Consider the following 24,165-nt stretch of genomic DNA (forward strand, 5'->3'; position numbering starts at 1 on the left):
ATGAACGGCCATTTCTAGAGTGGGCTAAGGGTCACTCAGCAGGCAGCCCCAACACCCCATTCACTACTCCCAACCGCCGCATCAACCTCTTCGATTCCGGCTGCGTATTAACCAACGGCTGCAACACGTTCTGCACCGTCGCCCACTGCCCATTGCGCTGCAGTGCATCCAGCCAGATCTGGTGAAACAAATCCCGCTGCGCATGGCTGCCGCCAATCTCCACCAGCCGGGGTAGGGCCACGCCCAGCTTCTCCACCGCCGTGGCCCAGTCGCCCTGCGCATGCGCTAGCAAGCCCTGCGCTGCGGGTACACACACCTGTTGCCACACGGTGCGCTCGTGCGCCTCGGTGCGGGTGGCGGCGTGGGCTGCGATGTTGTTGTGCAGCGTGCGCGCGGCCTCCATGCGCCCGGCGCGGGCCAGGCCGTAGAGGTATTGCAGGTCCAGGAAGGGCAACATGTGGTCGGCCAGGCGCAGTGCCAGGTGGTCGGCCACATCGGCCCAGCGGTTGCCCACGTCTACGCCCGCCAGCTCCAGCCGGGCCAGAAGGGACACGGCGCCGATCTGGTCCTGCGTGTATTCCTTGACCACCCCCCAGACTTGGCTGTCATACAGCGCCAGCACTTCGGCGTGCCGGTCCTGTTCCAGCAAAAACAGCGCCTGGTGCCACCAGTTGTGCGTGACCATGAAGGAGTTCAGGCCCGTCCAGGTGTCGCTCATGCTGGCCATGAAGTCGGTACCTTCGCGGATGCGTCCCTGCGTCAGCATCACGTGGGCCAGGGCGTGGTGGGCCCAGGGCTCTTTGCGGCACAGGTCGATGGCGCGGCGAGCGGAGGCCTCGGCGCGGTCGAGCAAATGGCATTGCTCCCAGCCAAATGCCAGCATGCCGTGCAGGTAAGGCACATCGGCGGCGGCAGGCACAGCCTGCAGGGCCAGGCGCAGCATGCAGGGCGAGTCCCCCCGGTTGAACAAATGGTATTGACCGAGCTTGAGCGATGCCAGGTCGCGTGGAAACAGGCGTGCCTGCTCCTCATGCAGCGCAATCGCACGGGGCAGGTTGCCATCCACCCAGGCAGCCACGGCGGCGACAAAGCGTTGCTCGCGGTCACTGGCTTGTGGGGCGTTGGCCAGCGCCTGGTTGATGAACGGGCGCGCGTTGCGCGGTGCGTCGGCCGATTCGGCAAACATGTGCAGCGCCGCGCAACTGGCCTGCACGATGGGGCTGGTGTCTGCGACTGCGTTCAGCACATTCACCGCGCGGGCTTCGCAGGCGATGAAGCCTTCGACAAAGTCATTCAAGGCCGCCGCGCTGGCGGTGTCCTGCAAGGTGACGGGGTTGCCCAGGCTATCGGTCGTGCGGGTGTGCGTGGAGGATGGCATGGGGCATTGTTAGGGGTGGTGGATCAGCCGCCCTTGATCAGCGTCAGATAGGCTTTGCGGGTGTCGGCAGACACCGAGGCCACGAGCTGCTCGTGCGGCGTCTGGTGGCGCGCCAGCATGCGGGCGGTGGCAATGGTCTTGGATTTGCAGAACCAGTGGCAGGTGTGCTGCATGAGGAACAGTTCGGCCGTCATCATGAAGGCACGGTCCTTGGGCGCAAGGTGGCTGGTGTTCTGCACCACGTGCGCAATGCCGCGCGCGTGGATGGCCAGGGCCTTGCGCATGTCGAAGGTGAAGCTGGGCAATATCTTCTCGGCAAAGGGGATCGCCATTGCCAGGCGGCTGACGCGTGTGGTGGCCTCGGGCTCCTTGGCAAAGTCGGCGGCGAACCGGCTGAATTGCTCGGTGAGTTGCGCCTCGGTGGTGCTCAGCAGGCTCCAGATCTGCTGGCGGCGCTCGTCCGTGCTTTCGCCCAGGGCGCGCAGGTAGCCGTCGGTCAGGGCCTCCATGAGCTTTTCGATCTGGTAGTTGGCCAGGTGGCTGCCCAGCAGCGCAATGCGCTTGCGCTGCTCTTTGGCGTTGAGCATGTAGGTGCCGGTGGCAATCAGGATCGCCAGGATGAGGATGTCCATGCGGTGTGGTGCGTTCGTACAGGGGGTGGGAGAGTGGTGGCCCAGGGTGGCCCGGTGTCTGCCAACAAACCCCCAAGGTTACCAACAACCTCCGGTCATGCTTTCAGCTCGCTGGCGGCTGGGGCCAAGCCCGCTGGGGTTCACGGATCAGCTCGAACGCGTGTGCCACCTGCAGCACGCCCAGGTCGTCAAAACGTGCACCCGCAATCTGCAGGCCAATGGGCAGGCCGCTTGTGGTGTAGCCGCAGTTGACCGACGCGGCGGGCTGCTCGGACATGTTGAAGGGCACGGTAAACCCGATGTGCTCCAGCGGGCGCAGCGGGTCGTTGGTGGGCGAGGGCAGTTCGGCCTGGAAGGCGGGCATGGGCGCCACGGGAGAGACCACATAGTCAAAGGCACTGCAGGCCTTCACGGTGTTGACCCGCGTCAGGTGGAACTGGTGGCTGGCGTTGAAGACTTCGGTGCCACTCATGCCCGCTGCGCTGTCGGCCCAGGTGCGGATGTAGGGCAGCACCTTGTCGCGCCGCGCGGCGGGCAGGGCCTGCAGGTCGATGTGCGAGCGCATGCGCCAGAAATGGTCCATGCCGTCGAGCATGGCCTGGGTCATGAAAGGCGCCATGGGCACGATGGTGGCGCCCGCCGCCTCCATGAGTTTTGCTGCGCGTTCTACGGCGGCTTTCACCTCGGGCTCCACCGGCAGGCCACATCCGGCGTCCAGCAGCAAACCAATGCGCAGGCCGCGCAAGCGTTCGGCGCCCTTGTTGAACTGGCTCCACGCGATGTCCTGGTAGGGCAGGCTCATGCTGTCGCGCGCGTCGGGCTGGCTCAGCACCTGCATCATCAGCGCGGCGTCGGCCACGGTGCGGGTCATGGGGCCTGCGGCGCGGCCGGTGTAGGGTGGATCGATCGGAATGCGGCCCAGGCTGGGCTTCAGGCTGAAGATGCCGCACCAGCTGGCGGGCAGGCGCAGCGAGCCGCCGATGTCGGTGCCAATGTGCAGCGAGCCGTAGCCTGCGGCTGCGGCAGCGCCACCGCCGGCGCTGGAGCCGCCGGGGCCCTTGCGGGTGTCCCACGGGTTGCGCGACAGGGGGTGAAAGGTGGACAGTCCCGAGGACAACATGCCGTAGTCGGGCATGGTGGTCTTGGCCACGATGACGGCGCCCGCCTCGCGCATGCGGGCGGCGGGCGGTGCATCGGCAGCGGCGGGCACCAGCTCGACGGCGGCCGTGCCCAGGGGCGTTGGATCGCCTTCGGTGGCGATGTTTTCCTTGATGGTGCTGGGCACGCCGTCCAGCGCGCCCTTGGGCTCACCACGCAGCCAGCGGGCTTCCGATTCGCGGGCTTGCGCCAGGGCCATCTCAGGGCGCAGCAGGTAGGTGGCGCGGATGTGGGGCTCCCACCGCTCAATGTGGGCCAGCACGGCCTGCGTGACCTCGACGGGGGACAGCGTGCGCTGGCGGTAGGCGGCAAGGAGGTCGTGGGCGGGCAGGTCGTGCAGGGCTGTCATGGCGGGGTTTGGGGAGTTTTATCAATAAAAAAGGCTGCTAGCGCTTATTGGTAAAGCGCTGGCAGCTATTATTTTGGGAGCTGTCTGCTTCTGCGGACTTTAGCTATTCACTGCGCTGTGCGCTGCCCGCGAAACTGGCGCGGCCCAAGCTCGGGCAGCCGAGCAAGGGCCGCCCCGCAGCGAGGGCTGCGTCCCCCTGCCCGCATTGCGCAGCAATGCGAGAGCGGGGGGAAGGCCCGAAGGGCCACAGGGGGGGGCCATCTCAAGACCAGGACAGCGCGGAGATGTCGTTCACGAACACGGGCATGTCTTTCCACAGGCCCTTGAGGTTCTTGTTGGCCACCGTGATCCATTGGTTGGAGTACAGGAAGGCGTGCACTGCATCGTTGGCCAACAGGCGCTGCGCATCGCCCAGCAGCTTGGCGCGGTCGGCGGGGCGTGCCGCGTTCTTGATCTGGGTGAACAGGTCGTTGAACTTGGGCGAGTTGTAGGCCCAGTAGTAGTCGGGCTTGGCAAAGTTGCCCAGGTCGAAGGGCTCCACGTGGCTGATGATGGTCAGGTCGTAGTTCTTGCTGCCATAGGTGCCGCTGAGCCACTGCGCCCATTCCACGTTCTGGATCTTGGCGACGATGCCGACCTTGGCCAGCTGGGCAGCCACCACCTCGCCGCCCTGGCGGGCGTAAGGCGTGGGGGGCAGCGTCATGGTCAGCTCCAGCGGCGTCTTGATGCCGGCTTCGGCCAGCAGCTTCTTGGCCTTCTCGGGGTCGTAGGGGTTCACGCCCGTGGTGTCCACATAGCCAAAGGCGCCAGGCACGTAGTGGCTGCCAATGGGCGCACCGTAGCCGTCGCCCGCGCCTTCGATCACGGCCTTGCGGTCGATGGCTGCGGCAATGGCGCGGCGCACGCGCACATCGTCCAGCGGCTTCTTGCCGTTGTTGATGGCCAGAATGGTCTTGGCGCGCGAGCCTGCCACGATCACCTGGTACTTCGGGTTGGCCTTGAACTGTGCCACGCTGCGCGGTGTGACGCGCGGGAAGGCGTCCACGTCACCGGCCAGCAGGGCGGCCACCTGGGCGGCCGGGTCGGAGATGAAGCGGAAGGTGGCGCGCTTGATCTTGATGGCCTTGGCGTCGCGGTAGCCGTCCCACGCGGTCAGCACCACGGACGAGCCCTTGTTCCAGGCCTGCAGCTGGTAGGGGCCGGTGCCCACGGGCTTGTTCGCGTTGGTGTCGGCGCTCTTGGGCTCCACGATGATGGAGGTGGCCTGGCCGAGGATGAACAACAGGTCGGGGTCGATCTCCTTGTTGAGCAGCACCACGGTGTAGTCGTCCACCACCTGGGTGGTGATGCCTGCAAAGGTGCGCTTGTCCTTGTTGGTGCTCTTCTCACCGCCCGCGCGGTCGTATGAGAACTTGACGGCCGCAGCGGTGAAGGGCTCGCCGTTCTGGAACTTCACGCCACGGCGCAGCTTGAAGGTGTAGGTCTTGAGGTCGGGCGAGACCTCCCAGCTTTCGGCCAGCAGGGGCGACACGCTGCCGTCGGGGTTGATCTTGGTGAGCGTCTCGAAGATGTTGTACTGAACGATCTCGGCGATGGCAGATGCCGCACCGGCGGTGGGGTCCAGGCCTGGGGGCTCCAGCGTCATCGCCAGCGTCACCGCATCTTTGCGGCTTTGCGCCATGGCGCCAAGCGAGGTGGACAAGGGCACAGCGGCGATGGCGCCAGTGGCAAGGACGGTACGGCGGTTCAGCATGTTCGGACTCTCCAGACAAAAAACCAGACGAAGACCCCGGCGCCTTTGCAATCGGTTACCGGGGAGCACAAAAGCTTTTTACACCATCACATCGGTATTTGGTTACACGATTTTTGCTGCGGCCGCAGCAGCGGCACGGCGCGCCCTTGCACGGCCCGGCAGCACCTGCGGCACCGCACCCACCAGCGATTGCGTGTACGGGTGCTGCGCGTTGCGGAACAGCTCTCCGGGAGAGCCCCGCTCTACGATGCGGCCCTGGTACAGCACCACCACCTCGTCGCACAGGTGATTCACCACGGCGAGGTCGTGGCTGATGAGCATGTAGGTGATGCCGAACTGCTGCTGCAGGTCCTGCATCAGGTTGAGCACCTGGGCCTGCACCGACACGTCGAGTGCGCTCACGGGTTCGTCCGCCACGATGAGGCGGGGCCGGGTGATGAGGGCGCGTGCAATGGCGATGCGCTGGCGCTGGCCGCCAGAAAATTCGTGCGGGTACTTGCCCAGGTCGTTGGTGCGCAGGCCCACCTGGGCCAGCACCTGGGCGGCCTGCTCGCGCTGCTCGGCGCGCGTGGTCTGTCCTTGCGCCTGCAGTGGCTCGGTCACGATGCGCTCGACCGTCTGGCGCGGGTCCAGTGATCCATATGGGTCCTGGAACACCATCTGAAAGTCGCGCCGCGCCTGGCGCAGCTGCTCGGCGGGCAACTGGTGCAGGTTGCGGCCCAGCAGCTCGACCGTGCCGGAGGTGGGGGTATCGAGCGCCATTACCAGCCGTGCCAGGGTGGACTTGCCCGAGCCCGATTCGCCGACGATGCCGAGGCTGCGGCCCGAGGCAATGGAGAAGTTCACGCCGTTGAGGGCATGCACCTTGCCGGGTGGCTTGAACAGATGGTCGCGCGGCAGCGTGTATTCACGCACCAGGTCTTTGACCTGCAGCAGCGGCGTTTCTGCGGGATGGGTGCTGTGCAGCGCCTGGGTCATGCGGCCACCTCGACGATGTTTACCACCTGGGCACTCTGGGCTTCGGCAATGGCCTCGCGCCGCAGACAGCGCACCTCGTGGTCGCCATCGGCATCGGTGGCCACGAGCGTGGCCTCGGGCTGGTTGTGGTGGCAGGCATCCACCGTGTAGCTGCAGCGGCCCGCAAAAGGGCAACCTGAAGGCAGGTCGACCAGCTCAGGCACCGTGCCCGGAATGGTGGACAGGCGCGGGCGCTGGCCGGGCGCGTGCACGGCGCCCAGGTGAGGCCGGGCGGCAAACAGGCCGCGTGTGTAGGGGTGGGCCATGGCCGAGAAGACCGAGGCGGTGGAGCCGCTTTCGACCACGCTGCCGCCGTACATCACCATCATGCGGTCCACGTTCTGCGAGATCACGCCCAGGTCGTGCGAGATCAGGATAAGCGCCATGTTGCGCTCGGCCACCAGGTCGCTGATGAGGTCCAGGATCTGCTGCTGGATCGTCACATCGAGCGCAGTGGTGGGCTCGTCGGCAATCAGCAGGTCGGGCCCGCAGGCCAGCGCCATTGCGATGGTGATGCGCTGGCGTTGCCCGCCGGAGAACTGGTGCGGATAGGCGTCAAAGCGCTGCGCGGCGTTGGGGATGCCCACGCGGTCCAGCAGGGCAATGGCTTCGGTGCGTGCGGCTGCCGCATTCATGCCTCGGTGCAGGCGCAGCGGCTCTGCCACCTGGCGGCCGATGGTGTGCACGGGGTTCAGTGCGGTCATGGGCTCCTGGAACACCATGCCAATGCGGTTGCCGCGCATCTGGCACATCTGTGCATCGGTGCGGCCCACCAGCTCTTGGCCATCAAAGCGAATGCTGCCGGTGACCTGCGCGCTGTCAGGCAGCAGGCCCATGAGCGACATGGCGGTGATGGATTTGCCACAGCCCGATTCACCGATCAGGCCCAGGGTTTCACCGCGCGCCAGCGAAAAGCTCACGCCGCGCACGGCATCGGCCGGGCCCCGGTGCGTCTGCAGGCGGATGCGGAGGTTGGAGACTTCGAGCAGGAAAGACATGGAGAACAGTTCGTGCAAGGTTCGGCGGAGGTTTCAGCGCTTGCGCGACAAGCGTGGGTCCAGCAGGTCGCGCAGACCATCGCCCAGCAGGTTCAGCCCCAGCACGGCCAGCGCAATCGCCACACCAGGCCAGACGGCCAGCAGCGGGGCCTGGAACATCAGCGTCTGTGCTTCGCTGAGCATGCGGCCCCAGGAGGGTTGGGGCGGCTGGGTGCCCAGGCCCAAATAGGAGAGGGCGGCTTCGGCAAGGATGGCAATGGCGAACTGGATGGTGGCCTGCACGATGAGCACCGACAGGATGTTGGGCAGCACATGCTCCAGCGTGATGCGCAAGCTGCCCTTGCCGCAGGCGCGCGACGCCAGGATGTACTCACGCGACCACACCGCGTTGGCCGATGCACGGGTGACGCGCGCAAACGTCGGGATGTTGAAGATGCCGATGGCAATGATGGAGTTGACGATGCCCGGGCCGAACACAGCGGTGAGCATGATGGCGGACAGGATGGCCGGGAAGGCAAACGTAAAGTCGGCCAGCCGCATGATGAGTTCTTCGACCCAGCCGCGCTTGGCCGCAGCCAGCAGGCCCAGCGCCGTGCCAACGGTCAGCCCGATGCCCACGGCGATCACGCCCACCAGAATGGAATTGCGCGCACCCACCAGCAACAGCGACGCCACATCACGCCCAAAGGCATCGGTGCCCAGCCAGTGTGTGCCCGTGGGCGGCTGCAACTTGGAGGCCAGGTCCATCTCGTAGGGCGACCAGGGTGTCCAGACCAGCGACAGTGCAGCGGCCAGCAGGAGCAGCAGCGACAGGACGGCGCCGATCACGAAGCTGCGGTGGCGCAGCGCGCGGTGCAGCCAGCTGGGGGCAGAGGTGACAGAAGGCGAAGGAATGACAGCGTTCATGGGGGGATCAGATGTCGGAGGCCTTCACGCGCGGGTCGATCACGGCGTAAAGGATGTCCACCACAAAATTCACGATGACCACCATGGCGGCGAGCAGCATCACGCAGTTGCGCACCACGATCAGGTCGCGGTTGGAGATGGACTGGAAGATCAGCCGCCCCAGGCCGGGCAGGTAGAACACGTTCTCCACCACGATGGTGCCCGCCAGCAGGTTGGCAAACTGCAGCCCCATCACGGTGATCACCGGGATCATGGCGTTGCGCAGCACATGGCCCCAGAGCGCCGCGCGCTGCGACAGGCCCTTGGCGCGGGCAGTGCGCACAAAGTCTTCGCGCAGCACCTCCAGCACGGCCGAGCGCGTGATGCGCGCGAGGATGGCGGCCTGCACCACGGCCAGCGCAATCGCGGGCAACAGCAGGGCCTTGAGGGCTTCGAGTGGACTACCGCCAGCGTCTTCGGTCCAGCCGGGGAAGCCACCGGCCGAGAACCACTGCAGTTTCACGGAGAACAGCAGGATCAGCAGGATGGCGAACCAGAAATTGGGAATGGCAATTCCGATCTGCGCCAGCCCCATCACGCCGACATCACCGATCTTGTTGTGGCGCGATGCTGCATACACACCTGCCACCAGGGCCAGCACGGTGGTGATGACCATGGCCATCAGTGCCAACGGCACCGTGAGGGCCAGGCGTTCCAGCACCAGGTCGAGCACGGGTGAGCTGTAGGCATAGCTGTCGCCCATGTTGCCCACCACCAGCCCGCTCACCCATTGCCAGTAGCGCAGGCTGGCGGGCTGGTCCAACCCCAGCTTGCTGGCCAGCGCAGCCACGGCTTCGGGCGAGGCGTCGGGTCCCATGAGCATCTGGGCGGCGTTGCCCGGCAGGATCTCCAGCACCAGAAACACAACAATGGACGCGCCGATAAGCGTGGCCAGGAGGGTAATAAACCGCTTGAGAAAAAACAGGCCCATGGGTGAGGTGGGTGAGGAGAGGGGTAGGGCGCGCGGGCGTCAAAATTAATGTGTATACACAGCATAACGGTAAAAACATCCCCGTCAGCGGTGGTGGGTTGCAGTGTGGCATGCAAGGCACATGCCACCAGCGCGGGATAATACGGAGCATGAACCGCGCCGCGTACCCCGTCTCCATTGTTTTTGGCCCTGTGCCCAGGGAGGCCGTATGGCGCTGATGATCACCGACGAGTGCATCAACTGTGATGTGTGCGAGCCCGAATGCCCTAACCAGGCCATCTATCTGGGGCAGGAGATCTACGAGATCGACCCGAACAAGTGCACGGAATGTGTGGGGCACTTTGACGAGCCCCAATGTGTGCAGGTCTGCCCCGTCGCCTGCATCCCCGTGAACCCGCAGCACGTCGAGAACCGCGAGACGCTGTGGCAGAAGTTCCAGCGGTTGCAGGCGCCAGCTTCGAGTTAATTTGTAGTGTTTTTTGGCTCTAGCGCTTATCCATCAAGCGCAAGAAGCTATAAAAATAATAGCTATTGACCGAAGGGGATGCGACGGACCGTCGTTACCCAGAACCCTGCCGCGCCGCTCAGTCTTCTGCAGGGCGGGGGGGCTTGGGGCGCGGCGGTTTGGTGGTGTGGATGAGCAAGGTGGCCTTGTCCATCTCGCCTGCCAGCATGGCCGGGTAGGCCTTCAGCGAATGGACGATGCTGTCTTCGATCAGCGTGCGCTGGTCGGGGGAGGGCTTTTTGAGCACCCAGTTGGCGACTTCGCTTTTCACACCCGGGTGGCCGATGCCCACGCGCAGGCGCCAATAGTCAGGGGAGCCGAGCTGGCCATGGATGTCGCGCAGGCCGTTGTGCCCTGCATGGCTGCCGCCGCGCTTGAGCTTGACCTGTCCTGGCGGAATGTCCAGTTCGTCATGCACCACCAGGATTTCTTCGGGCTGGATCTTGAAGAAGCGCGCCAGCGAAGCCACCGACTTGCCCGAGAGGTTCATGAAGGTCTGTGGCTGCAGCAGCCAGACGCTTTGCCCATGCACCGTCGTGCGCGCTACCAGCCCGTGGTAGCTGCGCTCGGGCACCAGCGTGGCCTTGAGTTCGCGCGCCAGCGCATCAATCCACCAGAAACCGGCGTTGTGGCGGGTGGCTTCGTAGTCTGGCCCGGGGTTTCCAAGGCCTACAAACAGCTTGATCATTGGCGGGATTATCGGTGGGTGTGGGGTGGTTAGAACCAGACGGTTTGCAGATGCGAATGGCTTTGCGCCAATGAAAACGGCCCACACAAGGTGGGCCGTTGGGGGTCAACGCCGCAGGGCGGGCTGACCGGGTGAAGTCATCGAGGTCGTTGACCGATTACTTCTTGCCCTTGCCCTTGCCCTTGGCATCGGCAGCAGGAGCGGCTTCGGCAGGGGTCTCAACGACCACCACTGGAGGCACCACGGACACCAGCACGGGGTTGTTGTTCTGACCGCCACGGATCTTGGCCGTCACGCCCTTGGGCAGCTTGATGTCCTTCAGGTGGAGGGATGCGCCCTTTTCCAGCTTGGACAGGTCCACAGCGATGAACTCAGGCAGGTCCGAAGGCATGCAGGTCACGTCCAGCTCATTCACGATCGGGTTGACCATGCACTTGTCGACCTTGACGGCGTTGGACTCGTCAGCACCGCTGTAGTGCAGTGGCACCTTCATGTGCAGCTTGGTCTTTTCGTCCACGCGCTGGAAGTCGATGTGCAGCACGAGTTGCTTGTAGGGGTGGTATTGCACGTCACGCAGCAGAACCTTGGAGGTCGTGCCGGCAACTTCCATGTCCAGCACGCTGGAGTGGAAAGCTTCCTTCTTGAGGGCGTGCCACAGTGCATTGTGGTCCACCTCGATGAGTTGGGGTTCGGCGGTGCCACCGTAGACGATGCCAGGCGTCTTGCCCGAATTGCGCAGACGGCGGCTCGCACCCGTACCTTGCTTGGCGCGCTCAAAAGCGACGAAGTTCATAACTAGCTCCTGAAAAGGACAGACCGCGACCAGTCTTGCCCTGTTTTAAAAAGGCCCGCGATAGCAGGCCACACTTCGTTCCCGAACCAACAGACAAGCCTCCCGAAGGAGGCTTGGTGTCCTGTTCAACCGTCTTTTCAAGCCGAAGGCCTCTTGCGAGCCCCGCGTTTGTCAGAACAGGTTGTCTTGGTCCGAGAACAGACTCATCACCGACTCACCCTTGGCAATGCGCTGGATCGTCTCTGCGATCAGCGGGGCCACGGAAAGTTGGCGAATCTTGGCGCATCCCCGGGCGTTGTCGCTCAGCGGGATGGTGTTGGTCACCACCACTTCATCGAGGGCCGAGCCCTTGGCGATGCGTTCGATGGCAGGACCCGAAAAAATAGGGTGCGTGCAGTAGGCGTACACCTTCTTGGCGCCACGCTCCTTGAGCACTTCAGCGGCCTTTACCAGCGTGCCGGCGGTGTCGATCATGTCGTCCATGATCACGCAGTTGCGGCCTTCGATTTCGCCGATCACGTGCATGACTTCGGACACGTTGGCTTTGGGGCGGCGCTTGTCGATGATGGCCAGGTCGCAGTTGAGCTGCTTGGCCAGTGCACGGGCGCGCACCACGCCACCCACGTCGGGCGAGACCACAATCAGGTCTTCATAGTTCTTCTGGCGCAGGTCGCCCAGCAGCACGGGCGAAGCGTAGATGTTGTCCACCGGGATGTCGAAAAAGCCCTGGATCTGGTCGGCATGCAAGTCCATGGTCAGCACGCGTGCCACGCCCACGGCTTGCAGCATGTTGGCCACCACCTTGGCGGTGATAGGCACGCGCGTCGAACGCGGGCGGCGGTCCTGGCGGGCATAGCCGAAGTAGGGGATCACGGCGCTGATGCGCTCAGCCGATGCACGCTTGAGCGCATCAACCATGATCAGCAGTTCCATGAGGTTTTCGTTGGTGGGGGCGCAGGTGGACTGCACCACGAAAACATCGCGTGCACGCACGTTTTGCTTGATTTCAACGGTGACTTCACCGTCGGAGAATCGACCCACGTCAGCCGCACCGAGGGTGGTGCCGAGGTGTTGGGCAATTTCAGCTGCCATGCCTGGATTGGCATTGCCGGTGAAAACCATGAAGTCGGGGTGGTTGGCTTGCATGAGCGTCCCAGCAGTCTGAAATAAAAGCCCGTACGCGGAAAGCGTTTGGCAGGGGAAGAAGGATTCGAACCTTCGCATGCCGGAATCAAAATCCGGTGCCTTAACCAGCTTGGCGACTCCCCTACACAGGTCAACTACCGAAGGCAGCTAACCTTAATTCTTGCCTGATGCCCAACCTGCCAGAGGATGGACCATCAGATTTTCACACTCCTTAACTTGCCAGCCCCGTGGGGCTCCACTCAAGTCAACTGCATGTGACATATGCGCAAACACTGCACTTCCTGAGCCTGTCATCCTGCCTTGCAATCCTCGGGCATCGAGCCATTCAATGGCTTCGGTAACCTCGGGGCAAAGTGCCTGGGCAACTGGCTGCAAGTCGTTTCGACCGAAGTCAAAGTGTGCTGCAGCAAAGCCTAAGATTGTAGCACTATCTGAATCGCGTTTCAAACTTGGTGACGAAAAAATTGCTTTTGTCTCCAAGCCTGCAGCAGGCTTCACGATGGCAAAGCGCGCTTGCGGTAGTTGCTGTGCTTTCTCAAGCGGCGTGATTGTCTCACCAATTCCTGCGACCCAGGCGTTGTGGCCGCGTAAAAAAAATGGAATGTCTGCACCGAGCTTCAGACCAATAGCTTCCAGTGCCGATTGCGACAGGTTCAGACCCCACAACCTGTTAAGGGCAAGCAAGGTGCTGGCTGCATCGGAAGAGCCACCACCCATGCCCGCCTGGGAGGGGATGTCTTTCAAGATGCCAATGTGTGCACCCTGGGTGCAGCCGGTGGCTTGCTGCAGTGCGAGCGCGGCCTTGATCGTCAGGTCTAGCTCTGGCAGTACCGTGCCCAGGTCTTCGCGTGTGATAGCGCCACCGGCGCGGCGCTCGAAATGGAGGGTGTCGCACCAGTCGATCAACATGAAGACCGACTGCAGCAGGTGGTACCCGTCCGCGCGTTGGCCTGTGATGTGAAGGAACAGGTTGAGCTTTGCCGGAGCCGGCACGTCATACAGGGATTGCATGGCAACGAATTGGGCGCGTGAGGAGGGCGGCTAGCGGGTCAGTGCGATGCGCAAAGTGGCCTGGGGGGCGGGGTCGTCGCGGTGTGCCACCAGTCGCCCCTGTTCCAGGGCCGAAAGATCGGCCCTCCAACCTGGCACAGTGGTTTGTACACCCTTGAGCCAGGCGAACAGGGCGGCCACGGGGATGCGCGTGCCCGTCACATCCTGCAGCAGTGCGTCGAGCGAATCAGAGGTCCGCGATTCTTGCGCGCTGGTCAGCTGTGCATGGCCATCTTTCCATTCCAGCTGTGCGATGCGGCTGCCGAGCGGGCTGATCAGTGCAAGCCCCCCGATCTGTGCATTGCCCCGCAGTTCAAATATTGCAGAGAACGACTGCGATGCCTGTCCTTCCACCTGCAGGGCGATACGCCCATTCCAGGCATCTTCTTCGCCTGCAGGTACCTGTGGCGGCTGCGCGCAGCCGACCAGCCACAGTGCGCAGGCCACCCACAACAGCAGCCCGGCGACACGTGGGCCGACCATGAGGCGCGCAACGCGTTGAAAAGGAGTTCCTGAACCACCGTACATCAAAGGCTCACCCCAAGGCGCTTCAGCGTTTCTTTCAGCGTTTCATTCTCAGGGCTTGTCCGCGCGCCTTCTTTCCAGACCTTGAGAGCAGCCTCCTTGTCACCCAGGCTCCAAAGCACCTCACCGAGATGCGCTGCGATTTCTACATCCGGGCGAGCTTTGTAGGCAGTTTCCAGGTGCCGCTTGGCCTCTGCCTTGTTGCCCATGCGAAATTCCACCCAGCCTAAGCTGTCGGTAATGAAGGGATCGGAGGGGGCGAACTCCATAGCTTTCAGAATCAGCTGTTTGGCTTCGTCCAAGCGCACGCCCCGGTCTGCCAATGAATAACCGAGGGCGTTGTAAGCATGGTGGTATTGAGGCTTCTGGGAAATCACCTGCCTCAGCAGTTTCTCCATAGTCTCCGGGTGACCCGCTTTTTCGGCCAGCATGGCTTGGTCATACACCAGTTCGGCGTCATCAGGTGCGAGCGCCACAAGCTCGCTCTGGACTTGGTAGGCTTCCTGGTAAAGCCGCAGGTCACGCAGTAGCTGCACCTCGGCCAGCAGCTTCATGCGTTTGTCGTCAGCAGAGGTTCCTGGCAGGTTTCGCAGCAGTTCCCGCGCCTGGGCCACTTTGCCCTGTCGTGCCAGCAGGGACGCGCGGCGGCTTTGCGCACTGAAGGCTTCGTCCACGTTGTCGATGCGGTTGAGCCACGCCTCTGCAGCGGCAAAATCGCCCTTCTTCTCTGCGAGCTGTGCGGACAGTAAATAGGCTTGCGTAAGCCCTTTCTGACGCACTTCAGGATCGGTCGCGGCGGAGGTGAGCTCCATGAAGCGCTGCAGCGCACTCTCTGCAGCGGAGAGCCTGTTGTCTTGCAACTGCAGGGTGGCCAGCACCAGCCAGGCCTCTACCAAGTCCGGTTTCTCTTTGGTGACGTATTCCAGTTGGCGGGCAGCATCGGGATAGCGCTGCAAGCCCAAAAGAACCCGCGCATAGCCCATTCGCAACTCTGGCACGGGTTGTTTGGTAAGTGCTTGTGTCACCAGTGGTTCGGCCTCGGGGGTGTTCTCTTCCATCAGCTCCAGCGCCAGCCTAGCGGCCCCCTCGTTAGCGTCGTCAAGAGCCTGCGCGCGCCGAGCGGCATCCAGTGCCCCCGATTTATCGCCCGCCGCGAGGCGAAGGCGACCCAGGGATACCCAGGCCACAGGGCCGGTGGCAGGGTGGGAAAGCTCGTCCACGAGGGCGGCTTCCACCACCTTCGCTGCCAGCGCCTTGTCGCTGGCACGCCCATACATCTGGGGCAGTGCAGACAGGGTCGAAGCCTTTGCGCGGGGGGATGATTGGGCGAGTTCCTGGCGCAGCAGATCGGGTGTTTCGCCAATACGGTTCAGTGCAACAAGAATTTGCAGCACATAGCGATTCGCCTCGCGCGACTGTGGCAGGGCCTCTTTCCATGCCTTGGCCGCTGCCAGTGCATATTCACCCGATCGTGACTGCAAGGCGATATCTGCGGCCCTTTGGTAGAGCTGGCCATCTGCGCTGCGGCGTGCTGCCTCCAGCATGAAGGCATAACCAGCACCGGGGTCGCCTGTCCGGGCGCTGATTTCGCCCAGGAAAATCTCGTAGAACAATTCAGCATCCAGTGCCGGGTTGGATACCACTGGAGATTCATCTGTGGCGGGGCGGCTGTCACTGCCGGTCTGTTGTGCCCATGCTGAGTGGGCGGATACCGCGATCACGGTCGTCAATGCGGCAATCCGAAAGCTGTGAAATAGCACCATCGGGTCATAATAATCCATGCCTGTTAACCCATTGCCGGGGTCTTTGTATGCCTGAGTTGCCCGAAGTGGAAGTGACCCGCCGCAGTTTGGTTCAGGCCATCACTGGCGCCCGCATTGAGGCGGTCACGCTCGGCAAACCCTTGCGCTGGCCTCTGGGGTGCGCGCCACAGACTTTGGTGGGGCAGCAGGTGATGGGCCTGCGCCGGCGCGGAAAATATTTGCTGGCCGATACCAGTCGAGGAGTTCTGCTTGTGCATCTTGGGATGTCGGGCAGCCTGCGCTTCAGCCAGGGGTTACCGGCGGCCGGAGTCCACGATCACTTTGACATGCTGACCAGCCAGGGGACGCTGCGGCTGCACGATCCGCGCCGATTCGGTGCCGTGGTGTACGTTCATGGGGAACAAGACCCTGTTGCGACCAAGCTTCTGGGCGGGCTGGGAATGGAGCCGCTGTCTGACGGATTCTCTCTTGCTGTTTTCCAGGCTGGTCTGAAAAAGAGCCAGATGCCCATCAAACAGTTGCTCCTGGCTGGCCGGCTGGTGGTGGGGGTTGGCAATATCTATGCGTCAGAAGTGCTTTTTCTGGCTGGAATCCGTCCCACGACGAGTGCGTCGCGTATCGGGCCTGCGCGGGTGCTCAAATTGCACGCTGCCATTCGGTCTGTATTGGCGCGGGCCGTGGATATGGGGGGCAGCACGCTGCGCGATTTTTCCAATGCAGATGGAATGGCAGGCCACTTTCAGACCCAGACCAACGTTTATGGACGCGATGGAGCGCCATGCCATGTTTGTGGCACTTCGATAAAGGTGCTGCGCCAGGGGCAGCGGAGCAGCTATTTTTGCCCGATGTGCCAGCGGCCTTGAATCAGGTCAAGTACCAATTCGCCGTGGCATGACGGCCCGCGAGCGGTCGATGCTATATTTTGTGTATGCCTGCCCTGCAGGCCATTCTTAGATCTCTGGGAGCAAAGTGGGACCTTCATTCAACGAACAGTTCGACCAGCATGGTGCCTGGCGGCGTGAGTTCGCCCAGCAACTCAAGCGGCTGGCCGAGTGGATGTCCTCGCACGAACTCATGGACGCAGCCGTCCAGGAGCGGCTGCAACGCCTGGAGGAGCAGGTTCGCAGCGACAAGGTCATGGTGGCGTTTGTTGCCGAATTTTCGCGCGGCAAATCTGAGTTGATCAACGCGATCTTCTTTGCAGACTATGGCCGCCGCATCATGCCTGCGAGTGCAGGGCGCACCACCATGTGTCCCACCGAACTTGGGTACGACGCCAGCGTGGCGCCCAGCCTTCGTCTGCTGCCCATTGAAACCCGACTGCAGATGCAGAGCCTGGCGGAGTGGAGGGTTAAAACGGACCGGTGGCAGGAGATCCCCCTGGATGTCGGAAACGCGGACCAGATTGCCAAGGCGCTCGAAAAGGTGGCCGAAGTACGAAAGGTCAGCCTGGACAACGCGCGGGCATTGGGCTTTTGGCACGATGATCTGACCGATGAAAACCCTGTGCCTGATGCCCAGGGCTTGGTGGAGGTGCCCATGTGGCGCCACGCCCTCATCAATATTCCTCATCCTTTGCTGAAACAGGGGCTGGTGATTTTGGACACACCAGGGCTGAATGCCGTGGGCGCTGAGCCTGAACTTACCGTCAACCTGATTCCGCAGGCGCATGCGGTAGTCTTCATTCTGAGCGCTGATACCGGAGTTACCCGCTCTGATTTGTCCATCTGGCGCGAGCACCTAGCCATTTCGGCGGACAGCATGGATGCCCGGCTGGTGGTGCTCAACAAGATAGACACCTTGTGGGACACGCTCAATTCTGCAGAGCAGGTGCAGGCGCAGATGGAGCGCCAGTGCAGTACGTCTGCAGAAATGCTGGGTGTTCCGCTGGACAGGGTTGTGCCCGTGTCTGCGCAAAAAGGGCTGGTCGCCAAGATCACTGCTGATGATCTGCTGCTGGAGACCAGCGGCCTGCCTGTTCTGGAAGAGGCGCTGGCCAAAGGAATCATGGGGCGGCGGCAGTCTATTTTGCGGGCGGCTGTGGCCAACGGCGTGGCCAGTTTGCGCACTGAGACTTCTCGGGTCATCAATATCCGACGCCGAGATCTTGACGACCAGATGGCCGAATTGCGAAGCCTGCGCGGCAAGAATGCTTCTGTGATCGAATCGATGCGGCACCGCATCGAACAGGAACAGCGGGAGTTTGACCTGAGCACTTCCAAAATCCAGGCGGTGCGTGCGGTCCACCTGAAGCTGCTTCGAGATGTATTTCAGCAGTTGGGCGCCAAGGCGCTCAAAGTCGAGCTTTCTGAATTGGCGCAGACCCTGCAGCAAAAAGGGCTCAAGCTGGGTGTGAAGAAAATCTATCTTCAGACTTTTGACAAGTTGCGCGGTACGCTGGACAAAGCACAAGCGTCAGGCACTGAGATTCAGGCCATGTTGGGTGGCACCTTCAGGCAACTCAATGCCGAGTTTGGCTTTTCTCTGCAGGTCCCTTCGCCTCCGCAACTGGAGCACTTTACGCACGATCTGAATCAGATCGAACAGAGCCATCTCCAATACCTCGGCATGGGTAACGCGCTCAAGCTGGCCCAGCCCGAGTTTGCGGAACGTCTGGTCCGGGCCCTGGCCATGCGTTTGCGTACCGTGTATGAATCGGCCGCGAACGATCTTGAACTGTGGAGCAAATCTGCTACGGCCCAACTGGATGCGCAGCTGCGTGAGCGTCGCCGTAGTTTTGCGCGTCGCATCGAGGCTGTGGATCGCATTCAGCAGGCTGCCAGCGGTTTGGTGGAGCGCATTGCGGAAATTGAAGCGAGTGAGGATGAGTTGGTCCAACTGGAGCAAAGGCTGCAGGAGCTGACCTCCCAGCTTGTTGCTCTGCCCGGTCTTGACTCCGTGACCTCGGGTAGCCATCTGGTATCTGCATGAGCGACGGTGGGCGGGAGGATGTGGCTGGGCTCGTGGTCGCATGGCAGGCGTCTCATGGCCGCAATCACCTGCCTTGGCAACAGACGCGCGATCCGTACCGGGTCTGGCTGTCCGAGATCATGCTGCAGCAAACGCAGGTTACGACGGTGCTTGACTACTACGGGCGCTTTCTGGAGCGTTTTCCCGACGTAGTGGCCTTGTCGCAGGCAGAGCAGGACGAAGTGATGGGTCTCTGGAGCGGGCTGGGCTACTACACCCGGGCCCGCAACCTGCATCGCTGCGCCCAGCAGGTTGTGGCAGAGCATGGAGGCGCCTTTCCTCGCACCGCCGAGATGCTGGCTACCTTGCCGGGGATTGGTCGCTCCACCGCTGGAGCGATTGCCGCATTCTGTTTCTCTGAACGCGTGCCTATTCTTGATGCCAACGTGCGCAGGGTTTTGACGCGTTTGCTCGGCTTTGAAAAGGACCTCGCGTCGTCGGGAAACGAGCGTCTGCTCTGGAAGGAGGCGGAGTCACTGCTGCCGCAGAAAAATCTGCTTACGGCCATGCCCCGCTATACCCAGGGACTCATGGATCTGGGAGCGTCGATTTGTACGCCACGATTGCCACGCTGCGACCGGTGTCCTTTGGCGGGCCGCTGTGTGGCATTCAAAGACGGAGATCCACAACGCTACCCTGTCAAGACGCGCAAGCTGGCACGCCGGTCTGAATCCTGGCAGCTTCTGGTTCTTCGAAATTCTGCTGGGCAGGTGTGGTTGCAACGTCGCCCCTCTCCTGGGATATGGGCTGGCATGCATTGTGTGCCGGTCTTCGCCGACGGCGCCTCTTTGAACGGATATGTCAAATTCCTGGGTGATGCTTCTCGCATTGCCTGCAACGAGCTCCAGCCTTTTCTCCATGTGCTGACACACAGGGATTTGCATCTTCACCCCGTGTTGGTCACGGGGGAGGTTCCGGATCAGCCCACTGAAGAAGGGGCGTGGTTTGGAGTCAATGAGTGGTCCTCTATCGGCCTGCCTGCCCCCATCCGCAAGCTGCTTGATTCGACCCAAGCTCAGTTGTGGTGAGCGTACCCGGGCTTTGTTGCGTAGATATCAGCGTCCGTCCAGCTCTCGGTGTCTCTTCAGGGTTGCCCAGCGGCTGCTCAAAACATCGGCTAGTCGTTCCACCAAGTAGACCGAGCGGTGCTGGCCGCCAGTGCAGCCCACCGCGACCGTGACATAACTGCGGTGGTTCCGGTCAAGCATTTCCAGCCAGTGCGCGAGAAATTGCTCGATATGCGCCTGCATCAGCGACACATCGGGTTGCTGGCGCAGGAAATGGGCGACAGGTTCGTCCAGCCCCGTCAGATCCCGCAGCGCAGGTTCATAGTGTGGGTTCGGCAACATTCGCACATCAAAGACGTAGTCAGCGTCCATCGGTATGCCACGCTTGAATGCAAAAGACTGGAATACCAGGGTCATCTGTCCCCGGGTGGTGACAAGCAAACTCTTCACGTAGCTTTGGAGCTGTGAAGCCCGTATGGTGCTTGTGTCGATCACATGCGACTGTTCTCGCAGTTCCGCCAGCAGCTCGCGCTCCAACTCGATAATCTGCACGAGCGCTTTTCGACCCTGTTGGAGATCGTCGTGCGACAGCGGGTGGCGTCTGCGTGTTTCTGAGAAACGCCTGACAAGCGTATCGATGGTGGCGTCGAGGAAAACCGATTGCACCGAAACGCCCTCGCTCCTTAGCCGACTCAGCTCCTGTGGAACCTGATGCAATGAGGTGGCACTTCGAACGTCCATCGCGATAGCAACGCGGTTGCCGTGGTGACGGTGTTCCAGCGCCACAAAAGCTGGCAGCAGTTCTGGGGGCAGGTTGTCTACGCAGTAATACCCTGCGTCCTCCAGCGCATGCAGCGCCACGGACTTTCCTGATCCCGACATACCCGTGATCAAAACGATTTCAAGTGCCATCAGCCATGTCCTTCTCGTGCAACGGCCGCGAGATCCAGCATCTCGCTCGCGTGGGCGAGCGTAGTCTGGGTGGATCGTTCGCCGCCCAGCATGCGGGCAATTTCTGCCACACGGTTCTCGCCCTGTACCGTCGATACGGCGCTGGTGGTGCCATTCGGGCTCTTGCGTTTGGCCACCTTGAGGTGGTGGTGTGCGCAAGCCGCCACCTGCGGCAGGTGGGTGACCGCGAGCACCTGACGGTCGCTGCCAAGCTGCTGCATCAGCCGCCCCACTGTTTCAGCCACCGCCCCACCTACGCCAGAGTCCACTTCATCAAAGATGAGCGTGGGAGCCATACCCAATTCACTGGTTGTTACAGCGATGGCCAGCGAAATGCGGGAGAGTTCGCCGCCCGATGCGACTTTGCCGATGGGTTTGGGTGTCATCCCAGGATGGCCCGCGACGAGGAATACCACGTCATCGATACCGTGGTGCGAGGGCTCTGAGGCCTTGGTCATGGCAACCTCGAATTTTCCTCCCTCCATGCCCAGGCCCTGCATGGCTTGGGTAATGGCGTGAGACAGTTTCGGGGCGGCTTTGGCGCGACCCAGAGACAGCGCGCGTGCCGACGCGTGGTAGGCCTTGGCACTGACGGCCTCGGCGGCCTCCAGTCGTTCCAGATCTGTCGCTGCGTCCAGCCGGCGCATCTCCTCCTTCCAGCTCTGGTGTAGAGCCGGCAGCTCTGCTGGCGTGCGCTTGTAACGGCGTGCCAAGGTCATCCAGAGCGAAATGCGGGTGTCGAGTTCGGCCAGGCGCCGTGGATCTATTTCCACGTGCCTCAGATACAGCTGCAGCGAGTGGAGGACGTCGCTGGCTTGTGCGAGGCTGGAAGAAAGGATGTCTGCGAGCGGTGCGAACTCGGGCTCAATATGCTCGTGGCTTTGGAGAAGATCGTGCGCGCGTGTAAGCCCAGTCAGTGCACCAGCATCTTCGTCTTGGAGGGCTTGGATGGCGCCCTCGGCCCCTTCCAGCAGCGCCTGCGCATGTGAGAGGCGTTTGTGTTGTGCGTCGAGTTCTTCCCATTCGCCATCAATGGGTGCGAGCTTGTCCACCTCGTTGATCTGCCATTGCAGGCGCTCACTTTCCTGCTGCAAATTGGCCTGGGCCAGGCGTGCTTGCTCCAGGGCTTTTTGATCCTTTCGCCATTGGGTCCAGAGCGCTGCGGTTTCTGCTGTGTGCACCCCTGCAAATGCGTCCAGCAGGCCGCGTACCGAGTCTGGTCTTGTAAGGCTTTGCCAAGCATGCTGCCCGTGGATGTCTAGCAGGCTGTCTCCCAAAGTCCGCAGTTGGGCAGCAGTGGCTGGGGTGCCATTGATCCAAGCTCTGCTTTTGCCCTGAGAGTCCACGGTCCGACGCAAAAGCAACAGCTCATCAATGTCAAAACCCGCTTCCTCCAGCCATGGCTGGAGATGGGGTGGGCAATCGAACTCCGCGCAAAGATCCGCTTTGTCAGCGCCTTCGCGAACCACACCTGCATCGGAGCGTGCGCCCAGGACGAGTTGCAGTGCATCAATCAGGATGGATTTCCCAGCGCCTGTTTCTCCCGTCAGCACGGTGAAGCCAGAACTTAGTTCAAGTTCAAGCGCTTGAACGATCACAAAATCGCGCAGGGTAATCCGCCGGAGCGCCATGGTCAGGAGCCCCCTTCGTTCCAGCGCAATTTTTTGCGCAGGGTGGCAAAGTAGTTCCAGCCTTGAGGATGGAGAAACCGCACGCAGTGCTCTGACCTTTTCACCAGAATGCGGTCACCATGCAGCAGTGAGGCCAGTGACTGCATGTCAAAGTTGGCACTGACATCCCGACCACTCACAACCTCAACCGCCACCTCGGTGGCATCCGACAGAACAATCGGTCGGTTGGAGAGTGTATGGGGGGCGATAGGCACCAGCACCCATCCGGGAATGGAGGGGTGAAGCATGGGACCACCGGCTGACAGCGAATACGCCGTTGACCCTGTGGGTGAGGCGATGATGAGTCCGTCTGCGCGTTGGTTCGCCACAAATCGGCCGCCGACCTCGACCCGCAATTCCACCATGCCTGAAGTCGCGCCTCGGTTCACAACGACATCGTTCATCGCGAGGGCTTCGAAGACGACGCGCTCGTCGCGCACGACCGTGGCGTGCATCAGCGGTCGCAAGTCTTCCTCGTATTCGCCCTGAAGCATGGGGGGCAGAGTGGCCTGATAGGTATCGAAAGGAATGTCGGTGATAAAGCCAAGCCGTCCCTGGTTGATGCCGATCAGGGGCGTCCCAAACCGGGCGAGCCGCCGACCTATGCCCAGCATGGTGCCGTCACCCCCGACCACCAGGCCCAGATCGCATCGACTGCCTATCTCGTCTACATTCAGGACTGGATAGTGTGTGAGCCCGGTGTTGCTTGCGGTCTCAGCTTCCAGCATCACTTCGCAACCCTGGCGTTCAAGAAAATGGGCGATGTCTTCCAGGGCCTGGCGGGAGCTTTCACCGATGGAGCCCGCCGAAGAAGCTTGGTACTTGCCTATCAGTGCGACATGGCGGAAATTGGACGTCATCGCGAAATTACATCATTAAAATCATTCCATGCTCGATGACCGTGCCAAGTTGTTGCTCAAAGCGCTGGTCGAGCGCTACATCGCCGATGGGCAGCCCGTCGGATCCCGCACGTTGTCGCGCGCGTCTGGGCTGGATTTATCTCCAGCCACTATCCGTAACGTCATGGCGGATCTGGAGGAGTTAGGGCTGATCGCGAGTCCCCACACCTCAGCCGGTCGCATTCCTACTGCACGAGGTTATCGGCTGTTTGTGGACACCATGCTGACAGTGCAGCGGGACCCTCTGACCCCTCCCCAGCTTGCGCCCGAACAGCCGCAAAAGGTGATCGCCAACGCTGCCCAGTTGCTATCCAATCTTTCTCAGTTCGTCGGTGTCGTTATGGCACCACGCAGAACATCGGTGTTCCGCCATATTGAGTTCTTGAGGCTGTCCGAGCGGAGATTTTTGGTCATCATCGTTTCGCCCGAGGGCGACGTTCAAAATCGCGTGATCTTCACGGACGTGGACTACTCCCAGTCGCAACTCATTGAGGCTTCCAACTTTCTGAACGCGCATTACGCGGGGCTTGCGATGGAGCAAGTGCGTGAGCGCCTGAAATCTGAGGTGGATGTGCTGCGCGGCGAGATCGCTTCGCTCATGCAGGCTGCGGTGAATGTGGGGTCTGAGGCTTTGTCCCAAGCGCAAGACGAGGTCGTGATTTCTGGTGAGCGCAACCTGCTGGCGGTCAGTGATTTCTCCAGCGACATGGGCAACTTGCGACGTGCCTTCGATCTGTTCGAACAGAAAACCCAGATTCTGCGGTTGCTGGATATCTCCAGCCAGGCCGAGGGAGTGCGCATCTACATTGGCGGTGAAAGCCATGTCGTGCCTTTTGAGGAGCTGTCCATCGTCAGTGCTCCGTATGAGGTGGATGGCAAAGTGGTCGGGACGCTGGGCGTGATCGGCCCCACGCGCATGCCATACGACCGGATGATTCAGATCGTGGACATCACATCAAAGCTGGTGTCCAACGCACTCAGCCATCGCAAGTAAAGCCCCTACAATACGGCGCTTGCCCCGTTGTATAGCGCTGGAG

The 24,165-nt window shown here is 62.0% G+C and carries 22 protein-coding genes and 1 tRNA gene; 5 read left to right on the forward strand and 18 right to left on the reverse strand.

What is annotated here, in order from left to right:
• Positions 1–31: 31 nt before the first annotated feature.
• From C8C94_RS23930 to C8C94_RS23965, 8 genes are all read right to left on the reverse strand, one after another.
• Entirely contained in the window at positions 32–1,378 is a 1,347-nt protein-coding gene (locus C8C94_RS23930) for a tetratricopeptide repeat protein (protein WP_121422489.1), read from the reverse strand.
• 23 nt (positions 1,379–1,401) lie between these two features.
• Entirely contained in the window at positions 1,402–2,010 is a 609-nt protein-coding gene (locus tag C8C94_RS23935; RefSeq protein WP_055399085.1) for a hypothetical protein, read from the reverse strand.
• A 103-nt stretch (positions 2,011–2,113) separates the two neighbouring features.
• A complete protein-coding gene (locus tag C8C94_RS23940) occupies positions 2,114–3,517 on the reverse strand; it encodes an amidase (RefSeq protein WP_121422490.1) in 1,404 nt (467 codons plus the stop codon).
• 262 nt (positions 3,518–3,779) lie between these two features.
• Entirely contained in the window at positions 3,780–5,270 is a 1,491-nt protein-coding gene (locus tag C8C94_RS23945) for an ABC transporter substrate-binding protein (RefSeq protein WP_121422491.1), read from the reverse strand.
• A gap of 102 nt (positions 5,271–5,372) precedes the next feature.
• A complete protein-coding gene (locus tag C8C94_RS23950; protein WP_055399079.1) occupies positions 5,373–6,248 on the reverse strand; it encodes an ATP-binding cassette domain-containing protein in 876 nt (291 codons plus the stop codon).
• On the reverse strand, positions 6,245–7,285 hold the full coding sequence (locus C8C94_RS23955) for an ABC transporter ATP-binding protein (protein WP_121423058.1): 1,041 nt from the start codon (positions 7,283–7,285) through the stop codon (positions 6,245–6,247). The genes C8C94_RS23950 and C8C94_RS23955 overlap by 4 nt, the downstream gene beginning before the upstream one ends.
• Positions 7,286–7,318: 33 nt before the next feature.
• On the reverse strand, positions 7,319–8,191 hold the full coding sequence (locus C8C94_RS23960) for an ABC transporter permease (RefSeq protein WP_121422492.1): 873 nt from the start codon (positions 8,189–8,191) through the stop codon (positions 7,319–7,321).
• A 7-nt stretch (positions 8,192–8,198) separates the two neighbouring features.
• Positions 8,199–9,161 carry an ABC transporter permease gene (locus tag C8C94_RS23965; RefSeq protein WP_055399075.1) on the reverse strand — a complete coding sequence of 321 codons (963 nt, stop codon included), beginning with the start codon at positions 9,159–9,161 and terminating at the stop codon, positions 8,199–8,201.
• A gap of 208 nt (positions 9,162–9,369) precedes the next feature.
• Here C8C94_RS23965 and C8C94_RS23970 point away from each other — a divergent pair, with 208 nt between their 5' ends.
• The gene (locus tag C8C94_RS23970; protein WP_055399073.1) at positions 9,370–9,627 is read left to right on the forward strand and encodes a YfhL family 4Fe-4S dicluster ferredoxin; all 258 of its coding nucleotides are present in this window, start codon (positions 9,370–9,372) and stop codon (positions 9,625–9,627) included.
• Between the two features lie 118 nt (positions 9,628–9,745).
• Here the strand turns inward: C8C94_RS23970 and pth are convergent, their stop codons facing one another.
• From pth to C8C94_RS24005, 7 genes are all read right to left on the reverse strand, one after another.
• Positions 9,746–10,354 carry an aminoacyl-tRNA hydrolase gene (gene pth, locus C8C94_RS23975; protein WP_055399071.1) on the reverse strand — a complete coding sequence of 203 codons (609 nt, stop codon included), beginning with the start codon at positions 10,352–10,354 and terminating at the stop codon, positions 9,746–9,748.
• Between the two features lie 157 nt (positions 10,355–10,511).
• Positions 10,512–11,147, reverse strand: coding sequence for a 50S ribosomal protein L25/general stress protein Ctc (locus C8C94_RS23980; protein ID WP_055399069.1), 636 nt, complete (start codon positions 11,145–11,147; stop codon positions 10,512–10,514).
• 171 nt (positions 11,148–11,318) lie between these two features.
• Entirely contained in the window at positions 11,319–12,293 is a 975-nt protein-coding gene (locus tag C8C94_RS23985) for a ribose-phosphate pyrophosphokinase (protein ID WP_055399067.1), read from the reverse strand.
• A 46-nt stretch (positions 12,294–12,339) separates the two neighbouring features.
• Positions 12,340–12,416, reverse strand: a tRNA-Gln gene (locus tag C8C94_RS23990).
• Between the two features lie 30 nt (positions 12,417–12,446).
• Positions 12,447–13,304 carry a 4-(cytidine 5'-diphospho)-2-C-methyl-D-erythritol kinase gene (gene ispE / locus C8C94_RS23995; RefSeq protein WP_121422493.1) on the reverse strand — a complete coding sequence of 286 codons (858 nt, stop codon included), beginning with the start codon at positions 13,302–13,304 and terminating at the stop codon, positions 12,447–12,449.
• 30 nt (positions 13,305–13,334) lie between these two features.
• The gene (locus C8C94_RS24000) at positions 13,335–13,826 is read right to left on the reverse strand and encodes a lipoprotein insertase outer membrane protein LolB (RefSeq protein WP_121422494.1); all 492 of its coding nucleotides are present in this window, start codon (positions 13,824–13,826) and stop codon (positions 13,335–13,337) included.
• Between the two features lie 44 nt (positions 13,827–13,870).
• Positions 13,871–15,649, reverse strand: a complete 1,779-nt coding sequence (locus C8C94_RS24005) for a tetratricopeptide repeat protein (RefSeq protein ID WP_121422495.1) — start codon at positions 15,647–15,649, stop codon at positions 13,871–13,873.
• Positions 15,650–15,678: 29 nt separating this feature from the next.
• Here C8C94_RS24005 and mutM point away from each other — a divergent pair, with 29 nt between their 5' ends.
• From mutM to mutY, 3 genes are all read left to right on the forward strand, one after another.
• On the forward strand, positions 15,679–16,494 hold the full coding sequence (gene mutM, locus C8C94_RS24010) for a bifunctional DNA-formamidopyrimidine glycosylase/DNA-(apurinic or apyrimidinic site) lyase (protein WP_121422496.1): 816 nt from the start codon (positions 15,679–15,681) through the stop codon (positions 16,492–16,494).
• A 106-nt stretch (positions 16,495–16,600) separates the two neighbouring features.
• A complete protein-coding gene (locus tag C8C94_RS24015; protein WP_055399056.1) occupies positions 16,601–18,562 on the forward strand; it encodes a dynamin family protein in 1,962 nt (653 codons plus the stop codon).
• Positions 18,559–19,629 (forward strand): A/G-specific adenine glycosylase, encoded by a 1,071-nt coding sequence (gene mutY / locus C8C94_RS24020; RefSeq protein WP_121422497.1) that lies wholly within the window; start codon positions 18,559–18,561, stop codon positions 19,627–19,629. Before C8C94_RS24015 ends, mutY begins: the two co-directional genes overlap by 4 nt.
• Positions 19,630–19,656: 27 nt before the next feature.
• Here the strand turns inward: mutY and rapZ are convergent, their stop codons facing one another.
• Genes rapZ through C8C94_RS24035 form a run of 3 tightly spaced genes read right to left on the reverse strand, consistent with a single transcriptional unit; the run spans position 19,657 to position 23,089 of the window.
• Entirely contained in the window at positions 19,657–20,520 is an 864-nt protein-coding gene (rapZ, locus tag C8C94_RS24025; protein WP_121422498.1) for an RNase adapter RapZ, read from the reverse strand.
• The gene (recN, locus tag C8C94_RS24030) at positions 20,520–22,190 is read right to left on the reverse strand and encodes a DNA repair protein RecN (RefSeq protein ID WP_121422499.1); all 1,671 of its coding nucleotides are present in this window, start codon (positions 22,188–22,190) and stop codon (positions 20,520–20,522) included. Before recN ends, rapZ begins: the two co-directional genes overlap by 1 nt.
• 2 nt (positions 22,191–22,192) lie before the next feature.
• The gene (locus C8C94_RS24035; protein WP_055399049.1) at positions 22,193–23,089 is read right to left on the reverse strand and encodes an NAD kinase; all 897 of its coding nucleotides are present in this window, start codon (positions 23,087–23,089) and stop codon (positions 22,193–22,195) included.
• Between the two features lie 28 nt (positions 23,090–23,117).
• Between C8C94_RS24035 and hrcA the strand changes: the two genes are divergently transcribed.
• Positions 23,118–24,122 carry a heat-inducible transcriptional repressor HrcA gene (hrcA, locus tag C8C94_RS24040; protein ID WP_055399047.1) on the forward strand — a complete coding sequence of 335 codons (1,005 nt, stop codon included), beginning with the start codon at positions 23,118–23,120 and terminating at the stop codon, positions 24,120–24,122.
• Positions 24,123–24,165: the final 43 nt, after the last annotated feature.

The organism is Acidovorax sp. 94 (assembly GCF_003634645.1).
GTDB lineage: Bacteria > Pseudomonadota > Gammaproteobacteria > Burkholderiales > Burkholderiaceae_C > Acidovorax > Acidovorax facilis.